Source organism: Paenibacillus sp. J22P51, assembly GCF_059692215.1.
In genome coordinates, this window is sequence record NZ_JCAUAZ010000005.1 from 76,799 (window position 1) to 94,824 (window position 18,026).

General features: G+C 48.3%; 16 protein-coding genes. 9 read left to right on the plus strand and 7 right to left on the minus strand.

Features of this window, described 5'->3' with window-relative positions:
• The first annotated feature begins 16 nt into the window (after nucleotides 1-16).
• Nucleotides 17-508 carry a cysteine dioxygenase gene (locus AC58QC_RS13210; RefSeq protein WP_497415614.1) on the plus strand — a complete coding sequence of 164 codons (492 nt, stop codon included), beginning with the start codon at nucleotides 17-19 and terminating at the stop codon, nucleotides 506-508.
• 80 nt (nucleotides 509-588) lie between these two features.
• Here AC58QC_RS13210 and AC58QC_RS13215 read toward each other — a convergent pair whose 3' ends face one another.
• The 3 genes from AC58QC_RS13215 to AC58QC_RS13225 all read right to left on the minus strand — a co-directional run bounded on the left by AC58QC_RS13215 (nucleotide 589) and on the right by AC58QC_RS13225 (nucleotide 4,187).
• A complete protein-coding gene (locus AC58QC_RS13215; RefSeq protein WP_497415615.1) occupies nucleotides 589-1,971 on the minus strand; it encodes a glycine--tRNA ligase in 1,383 nt (460 codons plus the stop codon).
• A gap of 530 nt (nucleotides 1,972-2,501) precedes the next feature.
• The gene (locus AC58QC_RS13220; RefSeq protein WP_497415616.1) at nucleotides 2,502-3,302 is read right to left on the minus strand and encodes a carbon-nitrogen family hydrolase; all 801 of its coding nucleotides are present in this window, start codon (nucleotides 3,300-3,302) and stop codon (nucleotides 2,502-2,504) included.
• Between the two features lie 366 nt (nucleotides 3,303-3,668).
• Nucleotides 3,669-4,187, minus strand: coding sequence for a DUF1572 family protein (locus tag AC58QC_RS13225; protein WP_497415617.1), 519 nt, complete (start codon nucleotides 4,185-4,187; stop codon nucleotides 3,669-3,671).
• Between the two features lie 154 nt (nucleotides 4,188-4,341).
• Here AC58QC_RS13225 and AC58QC_RS13230 point away from each other — a divergent pair, with 154 nt between their 5' ends.
• From AC58QC_RS13230 to mtnB, 8 genes are all read left to right on the plus strand, one after another.
• Nucleotides 4,342-5,541, plus strand: a complete 1,200-nt coding sequence (locus tag AC58QC_RS13230; protein WP_497415618.1) for a pyridoxal phosphate-dependent aminotransferase — start codon at nucleotides 4,342-4,344, stop codon at nucleotides 5,539-5,541.
• A 383-nt stretch (nucleotides 5,542-5,924) separates the two neighbouring features.
• The gene (gene proB / locus AC58QC_RS13235; protein ID WP_497415619.1) at nucleotides 5,925-7,025 is read left to right on the plus strand and encodes a glutamate 5-kinase; all 1,101 of its coding nucleotides are present in this window, start codon (nucleotides 5,925-5,927) and stop codon (nucleotides 7,023-7,025) included.
• A 39-nt stretch (nucleotides 7,026-7,064) separates the two neighbouring features.
• Complete coding sequence (locus AC58QC_RS13240; RefSeq protein ID WP_497415620.1) at nucleotides 7,065-8,768, plus strand: proline--tRNA ligase; 1,704 nt, start codon at nucleotides 7,065-7,067, stop codon at nucleotides 8,766-8,768.
• Between the two features lie 11 nt (nucleotides 8,769-8,779).
• Nucleotides 8,780-10,027, plus strand: a complete 1,248-nt coding sequence (locus tag AC58QC_RS13245; protein WP_497415621.1) for a glutamate-5-semialdehyde dehydrogenase — start codon at nucleotides 8,780-8,782, stop codon at nucleotides 10,025-10,027.
• Nucleotides 10,028-10,054: 27 nt separating this feature from the next.
• Complete coding sequence (gene proC / locus AC58QC_RS13250) at nucleotides 10,055-10,924, plus strand: pyrroline-5-carboxylate reductase (RefSeq protein ID WP_497415622.1); 870 nt, start codon at nucleotides 10,055-10,057, stop codon at nucleotides 10,922-10,924.
• Nucleotides 10,925-10,966: 42 nt separating this feature from the next.
• Entirely contained in the window at nucleotides 10,967-12,235 is a 1,269-nt protein-coding gene (locus tag AC58QC_RS13255) for a 2,3-diketo-5-methylthiopentyl-1-phosphate enolase (RefSeq protein WP_497415623.1), read from the plus strand.
• Entirely contained in the window at nucleotides 12,232-12,894 is a 663-nt protein-coding gene (locus tag AC58QC_RS13260) for a 2-hydroxy-3-keto-5-methylthiopentenyl-1-phosphate phosphatase (RefSeq protein ID WP_497415624.1), read from the plus strand. The genes AC58QC_RS13255 and AC58QC_RS13260 overlap by 4 nt, the downstream gene beginning before the upstream one ends.
• The gene (gene mtnB, locus AC58QC_RS13265; protein WP_497415625.1) at nucleotides 12,891-13,526 is read left to right on the plus strand and encodes a methylthioribulose 1-phosphate dehydratase; all 636 of its coding nucleotides are present in this window, start codon (nucleotides 12,891-12,893) and stop codon (nucleotides 13,524-13,526) included. The genes AC58QC_RS13260 and mtnB overlap by 4 nt, the downstream gene beginning before the upstream one ends.
• A 311-nt stretch (nucleotides 13,527-13,837) precedes the next feature.
• Here mtnB and AC58QC_RS13270 read toward each other — a convergent pair whose 3' ends face one another.
• The 4 genes from AC58QC_RS13270 to AC58QC_RS13285 form a co-directional block, all read right to left on the minus strand.
• Nucleotides 13,838-14,530, minus strand: coding sequence for a DnaD domain-containing protein (locus tag AC58QC_RS13270; protein WP_497415626.1), 693 nt, complete (start codon nucleotides 14,528-14,530; stop codon nucleotides 13,838-13,840).
• 38 nt (nucleotides 14,531-14,568) lie between these two features.
• Nucleotides 14,569-15,858: an asparagine--tRNA ligase gene (gene asnS, locus AC58QC_RS13275; protein WP_497415627.1), complete on the minus strand. Its 1,290-nt coding sequence runs from the start codon at nucleotides 15,856-15,858 to the stop codon at nucleotides 14,569-14,571.
• Between the two features lie 71 nt (nucleotides 15,859-15,929).
• The gene (locus tag AC58QC_RS13280; protein ID WP_497415628.1) at nucleotides 15,930-17,138 is read right to left on the minus strand and encodes an acetate kinase; all 1,209 of its coding nucleotides are present in this window, start codon (nucleotides 17,136-17,138) and stop codon (nucleotides 15,930-15,932) included.
• Entirely contained in the window at nucleotides 17,135-18,007 is an 873-nt protein-coding gene (locus AC58QC_RS13285; protein WP_497415629.1) for a 3-hydroxyacyl-CoA dehydrogenase family protein, read from the minus strand. Before AC58QC_RS13285 ends, AC58QC_RS13280 begins: the two co-directional genes overlap by 4 nt.
• Nucleotides 18,008-18,026: the final 19 nt, after the last annotated feature.

Sequence of the window (18,026 nt, forward strand, 5' to 3'; positions counted from 1 at the left end):
TAGGAGGCAGAAGCCAATGACGCTCATAAGAGCAATTGAACAGACATTCTGTAAGTTGCAAACCCCAACATTGGAGCAATTGCGAGTGGCACTTCAATCCATAGAGCAAATGCTAATCTTCGTTCCTGATTACAAATCCGAGCCTCAGCAGCTGCCTTATGGCAGAAATGTTGTCTATAGCACGCCACATCTGGAAGTAATCGTCATTCACATTCCTGCTTCCCGTTCAACGGCGATCCACAACCATGGCTTGTCCATTGGCGCAGCTTATCTAGTCGGAGGAGGCTTAGTAAATTCAACCTTCTCCTTAGACGAAGACGGTTATCCGATCGCTCAGAAGGACGACTTCATTCAGGCTGGCGAATATTTCACGGCACCTGCAGAGCAAATTCACCAACTTAGCAATCCCTTTCATGAACCGGCCATCTCGATCCATGTATATACACCGCCGCTACGTGAAGTTAGACGCTATTTACCTTACAGTGAAGTTTTAGACTATGTTATCTAGAGAAAAACCCCTTGTAGGCTTGCGTCATTCGACGTGCTTACAAGGGGTTTGCTGTAGCAATTTAAGTTGAACATTCGCAATTAGAATTGAAGTGCGTTTTCGATAAAGGCTTTCAGTTCGGTAATCGGCATACGCGTTTGTTCCATCGTATCACGATCACGAACGGTTACTTGACCATCTGTTTCGGATTCGAAATCGTATGTGATACAGAATGGTGTTCCGATCTCATCATGACGACGGTATCTTTTCCCAATTGAACCTGTATCATCGTAATCGACCATGAAATGCTTCGCAAGATCTGCGAATACGGCTTGTGCACCTTCGTTCAATTTCTTAGAAAGTGGGAAAATCGCTGCTTTCATTGGTGCCAATGCTGGGTGGAAGTGAAGAACCGTACGGCTGTCATCACCTTCAAGCTTTTGTTCTTCGAATGCATCAATCAGAAGCGCCAACGTTACACGGTCTGCTCCAAGAGAAGGCTCGATGCAATAAGGAACGTAACGCTCATTCGTTTCTTGATCAATGTAGTTGAAATCTTCGCCGGAATGCGCCATGTGCTGCTTCAAATCGTAGTCCGTACGATCCGCGATGCCCCATAGCTCGCCCCAACCAAACGGGAATTTGTACTCGATATCTGTTGTTGCATTACTGTAGTGGGACAACTCGTCGTCATTATGATCACGAAGACGAAGATTATCTGCTTTGGCACCTAGTGAAAGCAACCAGTTATGACAGAAGCTTCTCCAGTACTCAAACCATTTCAAGTCTTCACCTGGCTTGCAGAAGAATTCAAGCTCCATTTGCTCGAATTCACGCGTACGGAACGTAAAGTTACCTGGCGTGATTTCGTTACGGAAGCTTTTACCGATTTGGCCGATACCAAATGGGAGCTTTTTACGCATCGTACGTTGCGCGTTTTTGAAGTTAACGAAGATCCCTTGTGCGGTTTCAGGACGAAGATAAACAACGTTAGAGCTCGCTTCTGTGACACCTTGGAACGTTTTGAACATCAGGTTAAACTGACGAATATCTGTAAAATCCTTGCTTCCGCAATCTGGACACACGATATTATGTTCCACGATTAACTTCATCATATCGTCAAACGTCATACCGTCGACGATGATTTCGATATCCTTCTCAGCCAGCTTGTTTTCGATCAATTTATCCGCACGGTGACGAGCTTTACAGCTTTTGCAATCGATCATAGGATCGTTGAAGTTTCCTACGTGACCTGATGCCACCCAAGCTTGCGGGTTCATCAGAATTGCCGCGTCTAACCCAACGTTATACGGGGATTCTTGAATAAATTTTTTCCACCAAGCGCGTTTAATGTTGTTTTTCAACTCAACGCCAAGCGGACCGTAATCCCATGTATTCGCCAAACCACCATAAATTTCAGAACCTGGGAATACGAAACCTCTGTGCTTCGCTAATGCGACAACTTGCTCCATTGTTACACTCATTGTTCAATCGCTCCTTAAGCTTCAAGTTAGTGGGTCTTCGCCCGTTGACAACCGTTTGGACATGAGCAGACATCAAAAAAGCTCAACATCCAAAGGCATCAAATAATGCCTAGGGACGAGAGCTTTAGCACCCGCGGTTCCACCCTAGTTGATACACCTGTTAAAGCATGTATCCCCTTTATCGTATTGGCTCCGGATAGCCTTTTCCTTGAGCTTCATGCTGGGCTTACACCATTCCCCAACTCGCTGAATATGAAGTAGTTCAAGTACTATTCATCCTTCACAGCCACAATTGATCATTCAATTGGTTTTAGTTTACAAAATATCGCTGCAAAAATCAACTTCCCATATAATGCGAGTTCTAAAAGTCGGATTTTCAGCGCCGAGAAGGTTGTGAGAACCTGAAGAAGGAGGAGCGGAGTGTAGGCAAAACCTACATGAGCACCGGAGTTCAAAGGTGAACGCAAGATTCGATGTCGAATTACTGCCTGGCTTGCTTCGCGATCAAAAGACGACTTTTAGAACAACCTCTAATATAAATGGGGCCGGCGATCTTCAAAAACAGGGATCTTGCCCCGTACACGCACAACTTCTTCCAAATCAATCGTTGCTCTGAGGATGGCTTCGCTTTCGTCACCTTCAACAAGCACCTCGCCCCATGGGTCGATGACCATCGAGTGACCGAAGAAATTCGTCGTTCCGCTAGTCCCTACGCGATTACAAGAAACCACGTACATCTGATTCTCAATGGCTCTTGCCATTAGAAGTGTACGCCAGTGATGCAGACGAGGATGCGGCCATTCCGCAGGCACGAACACAATCCGTGCACCGTCTAGCGCCAATTTACGTGAAAGCTCTGGGAACCGAATATCATAGCAAATCATCGCACCTGCAGGTACGCCTTCGAGCTCAAACAAACCCAATTTGTCCCCGCTATGCAGGAATTTCTCTTCATCCATGAGTCGGAAAAGATGGATTTTGGAATACTCTGCGATCTCGCGACCTTCGCGGTCCCACGCGTAAATTGTATTGAGCACACGCTCCCCTTTTTTATCCGCAATCGATCCACCAATTATATTTACGCTATGTGTACGAGCGAATCCACTCAAGAACGCTTTGGTTCTCTCACCATTCACATCAGCAAGTTGATGGATTTCAGTTAAGGCATAGCCTGTATTCCACATTTCGGGAAAAATTAGGACATCTGGCTTCTGATCGGCTTCCACAGCTTCGAGCAACAGCTTCTTTAAGTGAGCAAAATTCGCATCAGGATCACCGATCGTAATATCCATTTGAATAAGAGCAAGGTTAAGTAATTGGGTTTGGGACATTGGTGAGAACTCCTTCCGGCTAAAAGAAAATGCTTATGTGTACATATTAGTCGAAACGATCGCCTAACTCAACATTCACTTGTCCTTCTGTTCCTCATCCCAGGTTCCTGTCCGCCATGCCCGTCATTCCCGCCGTGCTCGCCACCAGATGGAGCTAGTTATTACGAATAGTCAGAAAAAAACGAACTAAACGGGATAATATCGCACATTATGCTGGATTAATTCGATTTTGCCGAACTAATATGCCAATTTTGCCCCTCACAACTGATTTAAGGTTATTTAAGACGGTGAAATCTAACTATTTCCACTATCTGTTCCCCAACACCCGAATTAAGCAGCCAACATCGAGCTAAACTATTGCGTTGGTTAAAAAAGCTTAGACTCCCCCTTAGCAATGCTAAGCGTCTTCCAATTCTGACTAGACCAATGTTTGCACAGCAGGACAATTTGCCCGACATGATACCCGTAATGAGAAACTTGACGTTGAATCGCCTGCAATACGGTATGTTTCTCGCCACGAATTCGCACGTTAAACAGCACATCCTCGGATGTCAGCGAGCGAAGTGTTGTGAATAGCACTTGCCAGCCTTCTTCCCAGAGGGCAATCAATGCTTCTCGGGAAAGGCTATCCCCTTCAAATTCGCCATCTCGATCTCGCGTCTCTTTTTCCCCATCGGAGGTTAGGAAATCGGTCCAACGGGACAACATATTCCCATGCATATGCTTGATGAGCACCTCAAGGGAATTCGATTCTTCATTTATAGTCTGATGGAAAAAGGTCTCCGCTGTTTGCGCAAATGCTTTATCCCCCAGCTTCTTCATACTTTGAAAAGCACGTATCGACTCCTGCAGAAAAACATCAGCGACTTGGGCATGATCTGTCATCTCATTCATCTCCTTCGTACATCGTTGCCTCCATCATATGACAATGTCAAAATGAAGTACAATCGATTATCTTCATCGACTATGAAAAAAAGATTAATCATGTTACATTTAGGGTATAGTTTAAAATCCCGACCTCCGGAGTGTGAATTAAACCGTGACAAACAAATCTTCAACATCTTCTCGATTTGCTATACAACCAGCCGAAAGAATGAAGGGTCTGCCGACACAATTTTTCGCAACGCTCGTTGGCAAAGCAAATGCTCAAATCGCTGCTGGCCATGATGTCATTAATTTGGGTCAAGGGAATCCAGACCGCCCGACGCCTCCGCATATCGTAGCTTCGATTCAAGAAGCTTCTGCGAATCCGTTGTATCATAAATATCCGCCCTTTAGCGGCTTTCCGTTCCTGAAACAGGCGATTGCGCAGCGCTATAAGGAAGATCATAACGTTGATCTGGATCCAGATACAGAAGTTGCGATCCTTTTCGGCGGCAAAACAGGACTTATCGAAATTGCTCAATGTTTATTGAATCCTGGCGATGTTTGTCTCGTTCCTGATCCTGGCTATCCCGACTATTGGTCTGGGGTAGCACTTGCTGGTGCTGAAATGGCTTTCATGCCGTTGCGTGAAGAAAATAACTTCCTGCCTGACTATTCGCAGCTGAAGCAGTCCGACTTGGACCGCGCCAAGCTCATGTTCATTAACTACCCGAACAACCCGACCGGTGCGACGGCTCCCGCTTCTTTCTATGAAGAAACGGTTACATTCGCTGAGAAAAATAGGGTCGTTGTAGCGAGTGATTTCGCTTACGGCGCCATTGGCTTTGATGGTCAGAAGCCGATCTCATTCTTGCAAACACCTGGTGCCAAGGAAGTAGGCGTCGAGTTCTATACGCTGTCCAAAACGTACAACATGGCTGGCTGGCGCGTAGGCTTTGCCCTTGGCAACAAAGAAGTGATACGCCTCATTAACTTGATGCAGGATCACTACTATTGCTCTTTGTTCGGCGGTATACAAGTTGCAGCAGCAACTGCTTTAACAGCCTCGCAAGACTGTGTAACAGAGCTGCGCGATGTGTACGAAAGTCGTCGGAATGCGCTTTACACAGCGCTTGCCGGCATTGGATGGAAGGCAAAGCCATCGCAAGGCTCGTTCTTCTCTTGGCTGCCAGTACCGAAGGGACATTCGTCACAAAGCCTTTCTGATCTTCTTTTAGAAGAAGCTAAAGTTGTCGTGGCTCCAGGTGTGGGCTTCGGTACTCACGGTGAAGGCTATGTTAGACTAGGCTTATTATCTTCCGAGGAACGGTTAGCTGAGGCTGTGCAGCGGATCGGGAAGTTAAACCTTTTTTAACTCCTATTTAACCAAAGATCCTTGAAAGCAAGCCATTTGCACCTTTACAAACTCTCGCGTACCATGCTATTCTAGATAGAATTAAAATTCCAAACAGCAACGTTATGATGGGAATAGTACGAATCGTGCCGCACGTAACCAGGGAGTAAGCTCCATTGACTGAGAGAGCTTGCCGTGAACCGAATCCGAACCCGCCCCTGAACCGTCAACGATGAGTTGAACAGAGCCCTACTGTTATACAGGGAATCTAAAGTTGAGCGCTTTCTATTTGATATGCGCTAATCTAAGGTGGTACCGCGGAAGCAACAGACTTTCGTCCTTATGTTTGAGGACGGGAGTCTTTTTTGTATCTACATAGTTGTAAACCGAAGGATGGGATGAATATGACTCAGCGAATCGTCGTCAAAATCGGCAGCTCCTCATTAACCTCAGATACGGGCGGCCTGAATCCGGATAAAATACGTTTTTTTGCAGCTGAGCTAGCGCAATTGCAGCGAAGCGGCAGTCAGGTGCTGCTCGTGACTTCAGGCGCAGTCGCCGCAGGGTTCACTTCCCTTGGCTACCGCACACGGCCCAAGGTGCTGCATGAGAAGCAGGCCGCCGCAGCCGTCGGCCAAGCGCTCTTAATGCAGGCGTACCATGAAGCCTTTGCGTCCCACAGCGTGAGCGTGGCGCAAATTCTGCTGACCCGGTACGACTTCTCCAACCGCAAGCGCGTGCAGAACGCGATGATGACGATTGACGAGCTCCTGCAGCGCGGCGTCGTCCCAATTATTAACGAGAATGACACCGTCTCCGTGGATGAATTGAAATTCGGCGACAATGATACGTTGTCGGCGTTGGTAGGCAATTTGGTCAAGGCGAACAAATTGATCATCATTACCGATATGGACGGCCTGTACACGGACGATCCTCGTAAGAACGCGAACGCGCAGCGCATCGATCGCGTAGACGCCATCAGCGATGAGCTGTTCAGCTTCGCTGGAGGCTCTGGGAGCGCGGTCGGCACCGGCGGCATGCGCTCCAAGGTCGAGGCCGCCCGCATCGCGATGCGCGGGGGCGTGCCGGTCTTCATCGGGCGCGTGCTGGAGCCCGATGATTTGAACCTTGCCGTGAGTGGTACCGGCAAGGGAACGTACTTTGACACGGCGCTGAACAATCTGCCGGTCAAGAAGCAGTGGGTCGGCTTCCACTCGCTGCCCCAAGGGCAAATCATCGTTGATCAGGGGGCCAAGGCAGCCCTGATCAACGGTGGGAAGAGCCTGCTCCCCGCTGGCATCATGGGAGCCGTTGGTGACTTCCACCCCGGCGACGTCGTCGAGGTGCTATGCAGTGATGGCGTGCTGCTGGGCCGCGGCGTCGTCAATTATGCGGCTTGGCAAGTGCAAGCCGCGGCAGGCCTATCCACCGACGAAGTCCAGAAACGTGTCGAGGTCACACGCATCGAAGTCATCCACCGCGATGAATGGGTGCCATTAACCTAATCTTTGATTCACAATAGAAAGTGAGGCTCTCCCTTAATCATGAGACAACAACGATTACTTAACCCTACTTTACGAGATGTACCGGGAGATGCCGAGGCAGCCAGTCACCGACTTATGCTGCGAGCAGGACTCATTCGCCAGTTATCCAGCGGTATTTATTCCTATTTACCATTGGGTCTTAAGGCCCTTCAACATATTCAAACGATCGTGCGGGAAGAGATGGACCGCGCTGGCGCGCAAGAAATGCTCATGCCTGCTCTCCATCCTGCCGAATTATGGAAAGCATCTGGTCGTTGGGATGTCTATGGTCCCGAATTGATGCGACTTGAGGACCGCAATGGTCGCGAGTTTGCGTTAGGCGCCACGCATGAGGAAGTAATCACGACACTCGTCAAGGATGAGATTCATTCTTATAAGAAACTACCTGTTACGTTATATCAAATCCAAACGAAATATCGCGATGAGCGCAGACCACGGTTCGGCCTGCTGCGTGGACGTGAATTTCTAATGAAGGATGCGTACTCCTTCGATCGCTCCGCAAGCGGACTTGATGCCAGTTATCAAGCGATGTTCGATGCTTATGTCAATATTTTCACACGGTGCGGCTTACAATTCCGAGCAGTTGAAGCCGATTCCGGCGCGATTGGCGGAACGGATACGCATGAATTCATGGCTTTGGCGGATGTCGGCGAGGATACAATCGTTCATTGCCCTTCCTGTCAGTATGCAGCTAATTTGGAGAAAGCCACTGGTAACATTTCTAATGCATCGGTATCGTCTAGCGACATGGCTAACACCCAACCGTCTAAAGTGCATACCCCAGGAGTAACAAGCATTAAACAATTAAGTCAATTCTTTCAGATTGAACCGCAGCAAATCATTAAATCCGTCGCCGTACAAGCGGATAGTTCTCCTGCAATTGTGCTTGTAAGAGGTGATCTCGAAATCAATGAAATCAAGCTGAAGCATGTTCTTGGCGTTCAAGAAATCACCATGCTGTCCGAAGTCGAAATCGCTGCGCTTGGTTCAAAGGCTGGATTTATTGGACCGATTGGACTTACAACTGTCAAGCTGATCGCCGACACATCGATTAAAGGATTAAAGAACGCGGTTGTTGGTGCTAATACAGCGGATTATCACCTTCAGCATGTTGACGTTCAGCGTGATTTAGGTGACATCACCTATGCAGATGTTCGCAACGTTGGTCAAGGCGAAAGCTGTATTCAATGCGGACATGAGCTCGATTTTGCAAAAGGTATTGAAGTCGGGCACGTATTCAAGCTCGGCACCAAATATAGCGAATCCCTCGGCGCAACCTTCTCGGATGAAAACGGACTCTCCGAGCCGATGATTATGGGCTGCTACGGAATTGGGGTATCACGCGTGTTGGCCGCTGTCATTGAACAGCATCAGGATGAGAAAGGCATTATTTGGCCTAATACCATAGCGCCATTCGCCATTCATCTCTTAACCGTTCAAGTTGGGGATGAGGCTCAGATGGCCTTGTCTGAGGAAATTTATAAGACTTTAACTCGCGCAGGCTTCGCTGTACTTTGGGATGATCGCGAGGAACGTCCTGGCGTGAAATTTAATGATGCCGATTTACTAGGCTTCCCATTGCGTCTTACCGTAGGAAAGAAAACAAGCGAACACATCGTCGAATGTAAAGAACGCCGGAACGGCACCGTCTATGAACTTAACGTGGAACAATTGTTAACGCATTGCCAAACCTTTTTCAACTAGGAGGTCTTCCCATGAGTGAAGTCATACATAAATCCAAGCTTGCCAAGCAAGCCGCCCAAGCAATGGGCAATCTTACGACTGAGCAGAAAAATGCGGCGTTGCTGCTGATGGCGGATGCGCTAATTACAGAGCAACAAGCGATCATCGAAGCCAACGCGAAGGATCTTCAGCGTGGCAAGGAACTAGATACAAGTGCCTCCCTGCTCGATCGTTTAGCACTAAACGAATCCCGAATTGCGGCCATGGCAGAAGGCCTGCGTCAAATCGCTGAGCTCCCAGATCCGATTGGGGATACGCTTGAGTCGTTTGACCGCCCGAATGGTCTGCGGATTCGCAAAATCCGTGTCCCCCTAGGCGTCATCGGTATTATTTATGAAGCAAGACCGAACGTAACGGTCGATGCGGCGGGCTTATGTCTCAAAACAGGCAATGCTGTCGTGCTGCGTGGCGGATCTTCTGCTCTCTTTTCGAATGAGAAAATTGTGGAAGTGTTGTATTCAGCCCTTGAGCGTTCAGCTCTTCCGGCTGATGCCCTCCAATTAATTCTTAGCGCGGATCGCAGTTCTGTCGACGAAATGTTAAAGCTCAATGGGCTGATTGATGTGCTGATTCCACGTGGCGGTCATTCACTTATTCAAAATGTTGTCAATAACGCCTCGGTCCCAGTCATTGAAACAGGCGCAGGGGTATGTCATACTTTTATAGATCAAAGTGCACAGCTCGATATGGCCGTTCGTATCGGGATTAACGCCAAAGCGCAACGCCCATCTGTTTGCAATAGCATGGAGACCTTGCTCGTACACGAAGCAATTGCTGAAAAACATTTAGCTGCGATTGCTGAAGCGTTCCAAGGTGTCAATGTTGAGCTGCGAGGTGACGAGCGTGCAAGAAGCTTAGTTCCAAGTATGCTGGTTGCTGAACAAGCGGATTGGGGAACGGAATACGGCGACTATATTTTATCCATAAAAGTTGTTAAGGATCTAGATGAGGCCCTCGCTCACATTCGGGACTATGGCACGATGCACTCCGAATGTATTGTGACGGAAGATGCTGCCAATGCAGAGAGATTCCTACAAGAAGTAGATGCTGCAGCGGTGTACCATAATGCATCGACGCGCTTTACCGATGGCTTTGAGTTTGGATTCGGAGCAGAGATCGGCATTTCTACACAGAAGCTTCACGCACGTGGCCCTATGGGACTGCCTGCTTTAACTTCGACCAAATACCGCATCTACGGAAGCGGACAAATACGCGAATAAGCCGTATATACTAAGGAGGAATGCCCGATGTCCACGATCATATCACAAGCCAAAATTGCCTTTGTAGGCGCAGGTTCCATGGCGGAAGCCATCGTCCGCGGTCTCATCCAGACGGAAGTTGCTAATCCAAAGCACATTTATATGATGAATCGCTCCGACCAAGACAGATTAGCATTTCTTCGATCGGAATACGGCCTGCAGGCAACATCTGATCCAGAGACGAAAGATGCTTTCATACGCGAAGCTGACGTTGTTGTTCTTTGCATGAAACCTAAGGATGTCGAATCTGCCTTTGCAGAGCTGCAACCTCTTTTGAACGAGGGACAGCTGCTCATTTCCGTCATTGCCGGCTTATCCATTAATAAAGCTGAAAAGCTATTGCAAACCAACATGCCTATCGTTCGCACCATGCCTAACACCTCCTCAACCATCGGTTTAGGGGCAACAGGAATGAGCTTCTCCTCTAAGGTTAATGATACATTCAAGCAGTTTGCCATCCAAATGTTTGAAGCTGTGGGAACCGTCACGATTGTGGAAGAAGATAAGTTGGAAGTTCTTACAGGTGTCTCCGGAAGCGGTCCTGCCTATGTATATTATTTCATGGAAGCGATGATTAAAGCGGGGATCGACGGCGGTCTCACCGAAGAAGATGCGAAGCAATTAACACTTCAAACGGTGCTTGGTGCCGCACACATGGTACAACATACGAAAGAAGATCCTGCGGAGCTGCGACGTAAAGTTACGTCACCTAATGGAGCTACGCAAAAATCCATTGAAGCATTGGATCGTTTTCAGTTTAGCGAAGCCATTGCACAAGCTGTATTTTCTTCCGCTGCACGAGCCAAGGAAATGGGCGAGCAAATTGCTACAACCAGTCCAGTAGGGAAATCGGTATAATACTTATGAATTAATTCTAGTTAAAGCAGGTGAAAGATTGTCATGAGTTCCTATTGTTTAGCAACCTATCGGAGTTTCGATGAGAAAGCCGATTTTCATAAAAAAGCAACAAGCATCGCTGTTGGTCTTACAGTGGGTAGTTGGACGGAGCTGCCTGAGGCTCAAAAGGCTTCTATGGAGAAGCATTTGGGCAAGGTCGTTGCCGTTGAAGTCCACGAGCCTGCTGCTGGTGAGCCAACTACTAATCGATATGCGGATATCACGATCGCGTATCCAGATGTGAACTATAGCCGGGATATCCCCGCGCTGCTAGTGACTGTGTTCGGCAAGCTGTCTATGGATGGCAAAATCAAGCTGATCGACCTCGCCTTCTCTTCCGATTTCCTCGCCGGGTTCCCGGGTCCGAAATTTGGGATGCAAGGTGTTCGTGATCTTCTTGGCGTACATGATCGCCCGCTGCTTATGAGCATCTTCAAGTCCGTTGTAGGGTATGAGTTGCCAGCGCTTCGCGAGCAGTTTTACTTGCAAGCCGCTGGTGGCGTCGATCTTATCAAGGACGACGAGATTCTATTCGAGAATCCGTTAACGCCGATGGAGAAACGCATAGCGATTTGTCTCGAAGCTGCTGAGCAAGCGACGAAGGAGACCGGACAAAAGCTGCTCTATGCGGTTAATTTAACGGGTTCAACGTCTAAACTTGCTACCCAAGCCAAGAAAGCAATTGCAGCCGGCGCAAATGCTTTGCTTTTCAATGTTTTGGCTTACGGCTTCGATGTGCTGCATGAATTAAGCTCGGATCCGGAAATTAATATTCCGATCATGGCTCATCCTGCTTTGGCTGGAGCTACATATCCATCGCCGCACTACGGTATCTCGCCTTCTGTCCTACTAGGCAAGCTTATGCGTCTTGCTGGTGCTGATTTGGTGCTATTCCCTTCGCCATACGGCTCCGTTGTGATGCCGAAGGAAGAGAATTTGGCCATTAAGCATGTTCTGTTAACTAAAGATTTACGTAAAGATTACACCTATCAGGCGCCGTCTGATGTAGAATTAAGATTAGCACCAAGCTTCCCGGTTCCTTCCGCGGGTATTCATCCTGGACTTGTTCCGCTCATTTTACGTGATTTCGGGCAGGATGTTATCGTGAACGCCGGAGGCGGTATCCACGGTCATCCGATGGGAACGATCGCGGGTGGACAAGCGTTCCGCCAAGCCATCGACGCGACATTACAAGGTAAATCACTGCGCGACTACGCCCTAACACATCCAGAGCTACAATCAGCTATAGACACATGGGGGATTAGAGTATGAGCAAGGAACGAATTATTTTTTGTGACTTTGACGGTACAATCACCGTTAACGATAACATCGTAGCAATAATGAAGCACTTCAATCCCGAAGGCTGGGAAGGCATTGTCGAGCAAATCGTGACGCAGCAAATTTCCATTCGTGAAGGTGTAGGGGCAATGTTCGATCTGCTGCCGACCTCGCGTAAGGCTGAAATTGTGGACTATGCCATCAACAATGCCACTATCCGCGATGGTTTTGACGCGTTTGTCTCCTACTGCAAGGAGCAGGGGATCACACTTTTGATCACAAGCGGAGGTATTGATTTCTTTATTTACCCGCTGCTTCGCGCATTCGATATTCCTGAGAATCATATTTATTGCAACGCCAGCTCTTTCGAAGGGGAAACCATCGAAATCCTATGGCCGAATCCTTGCGATGCCCATTGCGTAACCGATTGCGGAATGTGCAAAACAAGCATCATTCGATCTTACGATCCCGAGCGGTATGAGCGAATTATTATCGGAGACAGCATCACCGATTTCGAAGGTGCTAAGCTTGTGGATACGATTTTTGCCAGATCACATCTCATCGAGCGTTGTGATCAACTCGGTTATGCGTACCATCCCTTCGAAACATTCTTCGATATTATTAAGCAATTGGAGGCTGAACCGGTCAGATGAGTATTTTACTAGAAGAAAAACAGCGTGCATTCGCTGAATTGCGTGACATCAAAGCTAATCTAGCTGCACGTGGATGGTTTCCTGCGACTAGCGGTAACTTATCTGTGCGTGTTGGTGGTTTCGAACCTAGTGCCTTCACATTCGCTATCACATCAAGCGGTAGAGATAAATCCGTTCAAACCCCGGAGGATTTCCTTCTCGTCAATGAGAAAGGCTTGCCAACGGAAGCGACGAGCCTGAAGCCATCAGCGGAAACCTTGATCCACAGCGAGATTTACCGTTTAACGGGCGCTGGCGCCATTTTCCACGTGCATACGATCTTTAACAACTTAGCTTCCGAGCTATATGGTGATCGTGGGAGTATTCCAGTTGATGGCGTTGAGCTCATTAAAGCGTTCAATATTTGGGATGAAGAAGCTCAAATTGAGATTCCGATCTTGCCCAACTATGCCGAAATTCCACGCATTGCAGAGTTAGTCGAAGGTGCGATCGTACCGCGTATTCCAGGTATCGTTCTTCGCAAGCATGGAATCTACGCTTGGGGCGCCAATGCTTTCGAAGCGAAGCGTCATCTGGAAGCATTCGAATTCTTATTTGAATATGTGTATCGCTCGCATTTGTTGAAGAAGTAAATTGGGTGCTCACTATTAAGTCGATTTTTTCGACTTAGGCAGAGTCGCAGACCCCATTTCACTCTTGTAAGTCGATTTTTTCGACTTACACAGGGCTGCTGACTCCATTACTCCCCAGTAAGTCGATTTTTTCGACTTAGGCAGAGTCGCAGACCCCATTTCACCCTTGTAAGTCGATTTTTTCGACTTACACAGGGCTGCTGGCTCCATTTCTCCCCAGTAAGTCGATTTTTCCGACTTAACCGCGGCTTCAAAGAAAAAAACGTCTAATTCTTCCCCCTTAGGGCGAAGAATTAGACGTTTTTTATCTTTTATCTCGACTGCCTGAACCGCTGCGAGTATTCCTTCGCTTGGTCAACCGTCGATACGCGATTGCGGCTCCAGTCGAGCAGAATCCGATCAATGTAACGGAAGTGAACTTTTCCGGCAAAAACTGCTTCCTTCAAAGCCGTCATGATCAGCTCTTCTTTGTACATATCTTTATCTAGCCAATTGCTGATCGTTTCCAGCTCCATTGGCGTCAAAGGTCTGGCGAATTCATTCTCGATCGTCGTATAAATGTTCTTCACACGATCATCGGACGGAACTTGCGTTTGTGCCACAGCAGCAGCCTCAGCTATCGCTTTCAGCTGCTGCTCCGCAACACACTTCGCTAATTTCTTGTACAGCGGCGTCAGGTTATACTGCTCACTGCGAAACCCTGTCGTTTCGTTCGTATCCTCATCGATGGCGATAAACTGCTCTCGAATCAGCTTCTGCACACTAGCGATTACGACATCCGGTGAAGCTGACATCCGCTCCTGAATTTCATCCAATGTCGGGAAGTTGTTCCGTTCCTTTTCAACAAATGAAATAAAATGAATGAGCGTCATGACGTCAACCTCACTCAAGAGCAGTGTCCGGTAATGCTTGAGCAGCAGACTCGGTACCGCGACACTCCCCTCCATAAAGCTATTCAACAGGATCGCTTCGACCTTCAACTGTGTATTTGTTTGAGTACTCATGCGTCGATCCCCTTTCTCCCCATGGACAATGCCACTACTTAAGGGTATAGACGGTATAACAAACGCGGGAACGGAATCGTTTCACGCACATGATCCAAGCCGCAAATCCAAGCTACTGTACGCTCTAAACCTAAACCGAAACCAGAATGCGGCACTGTACCGTATTTGCGAAGATCCAAGTACCACTGATAGGCTTCTTGAGAAAGCTCGTGCTCCTTGAAACGCTGTTCCATCAATTCAGGGTCATCAATCCGTTGACTGCCCCCGATAATTTCGCCATAGCCCTCAGGTGCAATCATATCCGCACAAAGGACGACTTCCGGACGACTAGGATCTGGCTTCATGTAGAAAGCCTTAATCTCGGTCGGCCAATGCGTGATAAATACAGGCGTTTCATATTGAGCCGCAATCGCTGTCTCATGTGGCGCACCGAAATCTTCGCCCCATGCGAATTCATGCCCGTTCTTTTGCAAATAGTCGACGGCCTCATCGTACGTGATACGTGGGAAGCTGCCTTTGATCTTTTCCAACTTGGACGTATCTCGCTCTAAGGTTTCAAGCTCGGCTTGGCAGTTCTGAAGTACAGTTTGCACGATATGTGAAACGAATTGCTCTTGTACCTCAAGGTTTTCCACATGATCTACAAACGCCATTTCCGGCTCGATCATCCAGAATTCGATTAAATGACGACGCGTCTTTGATTTCTCCGCACGGAAAGTTGGACCGAAGGAATATACGCGCCCTAACGCCATAGCTGCTGCTTCCATGTAAAGCTGTCCGCTTTGTGTCAAGAATGCATCTTCATCGAAATATTTCGTGTGGAACAAGTTGGTCGTACCTTCACAAGAGGAAGGCGTCAAGATCGGTGGATCCACCAAATGAAAACCGCGGTCATTGAAGAACGATTGTACAGCTTTGATAATTTCAGCGCGAATCACAAGTACCGCACGCTGACGCGGGCTCCGAATCCACAGATGACGATTATCCATGAGGAAATCTACGCCATGCTCCTTTGGTGTAATCGGATACTCTTCGGTAACCTGAATGATTTCAACACCCGTCACATCTAGCTCGAAGCCGCCTTTACTGCGTGTATCTTCTTTGACTTTTCCTGTTATGTATAGCGAGCTCTCTTGTGTAAGTTTGGAAGCTGCCTCCCATACCTCTTCACTCACTTCACTTTTAACCACAACTCCTTGTATATATCCCGAACCGTCTCGCAGCTGCAAAAACTGAATTTTACCGCTGGAGCGCTTCTTGTTTAGCCAACAGCCGATGGTGACGGACTCGCCGACATGATGTTTTACTTCACCTATTGTACTTTTCATAATTATATCCTTCCTCCCTAGAACTGTAGATCTACTCTATTGTACACCATTTCACTATTTCCACGAAAGAATCAGTGGGTCATCTGTTGAACGAGACTATACGTGTCCTGTGCGATACCCCATTCCTCATTCGTTGGAATCACAAGCACTTCAATCCGTGAGCCTGGCTTCGTGATTCGCTTCTCTATACCTCTTCCTTGCGTGTTCGCTTCCCCATCAAAATCAACCCCAAGGAAGCTCAATCCCTCGCATACCGTCTGACGTAGAGGCGCGGAATTCTCGCCAACGCCAGCCGTAAAAACAATCGCATCGACACCATTCATCGCTGCTGCGTAAGCCCCGATGTACTTGCGAAGCCGATACGCATACATCTCAAAAGCTAGGCCAGCGTTCTTATCGCCCGCTTCCATCGCCTCCACGATCTCCCGCATATCGCTGGAGATGCCCGAGATCGCCTGCAGGCCGCTATGCTTATTCAGCATGGAGCTGACCTCGCCGATCGTCAAATCCTCCTTGCCCATCACATAGGGCACGATGGCCGGATCGAGATCGCCGCTGCGCGTGCCCATCATCAGCCCTTCGAGCGGGGTCATCCCCATGCTCGTGTCAACCGAATGGCCGCCCCATACAGCGGCGCAGGAAGCGCCATTACCTATGTGACAGGTAATGAGCTTCAACTGCTCCAGCGGGCGTCCTAGGAAGGCTGCGGCACGCTCGCTGACATACTTGTGCGACGTACCGTGGAAACCATAGCGGCGCACCTTGTGTTTCCGGTAGAGAGCCATCGGTACCGGATACAGGTAGGCCTTCGCCGGCATCGACTGATGGAAGGCTGTGTCGAAGACGACAGCCTGCGGTACGCCAGGCATGTTCACATCCACCGCGGAGATGCCCAGCATGTGCGCCGGGTTGTGGAGCGGCGCCAAATCGAAGAGACGCCGGATCTCCTTCTTCACCTCATCCGTGACGAGGACGGAGCTCTTGAACGATTCGCCGCCGTGAACGACACGATGGCCGACGGCATCGATCTGCGAGATGGCAGTCAGAACGCCATGCTCGGGATGGACAAGCACATCCAGCACTTTGCGGATGGCCGTTGTATGCTCTAGTATTTCATCTACCTTATGAAATTCGGGTTTATCCGCAGGCTCATGCATCAAGATCGCAGTATCCATGCCAATGCGCTCCACTCTACCTTTGGCAAGCACGTTCGCATTTTCCATATCATAAAGTTGATATTTCACGGAAGAGCTGCCGGCATTAATCACGAGAATGTTCAAATTCGGTCACCGTCCTTGTCATAACGGAAGAAGCCTTCTCCTGTCTTGGCGCCAAGGTGCCCTGCACGAACCATTTGCTTCAGCAAATACGATGGGCGATATTTGATATCGCCATATTCGCGGAACATTCCTTCTAACGCAGCTAAAACAGCATCAAGTCCGAAACGGTCGCACATCTCCAACGGACCATGTTTGAAGTCATAACCGATCCGCATCGCTTGATCAATATCCTCTGCTGATGCAACGCCCTCAGATAGGGTATGCAGCGCCTCATTAATCAAAGTACACATCAGTCTCGTCGTAATATACCCTGGCGATTCATTTACCTTAATACTCTTTTTCGAGAGCAAATCGTCAACAAACTGGCGAGTTAGGTTATAGGTTTCATCGGACGTTTTCATGGCGCGAACGATTTCCACAAGATTGACTTTGGCAACTGGATGTAGAAAATGCAGACCAATTACACGCTCTGGGTGTGACGTAATCGCAGCGATCTCCGTTACACTTAACGTTGAGGTATTCGTGGCTAGAATAATTTGAGGCGAGCAAATTTGATTCAGCTGGAAAAAGACATGCTTTTTCGCATTCAAATCTTCTGAAATCGTTTCAATAACAAGCTCGCAGGAGGCCATGTCCTGTATCGAGTCAGCTCTCCTAATTTTCGAGAGGATGGATTTCTTCTCCGCTTCCGTTAAAGCCCAACGCTCAATTTGCTTATCTAAGCTTACTGTAATCTGCTCGATCGCTCGGTCCAGCTTATCTGTTGATTTTTCGGCAAGCATCACATCAAGTCCTCGGGCTGCAAGCATTTCAGAAATACCCTGTCCCATTGTTCCGCCGCCGATTACACCAATTGTTCTGAACATCATAGCCTGTTTCTCCTTCTTC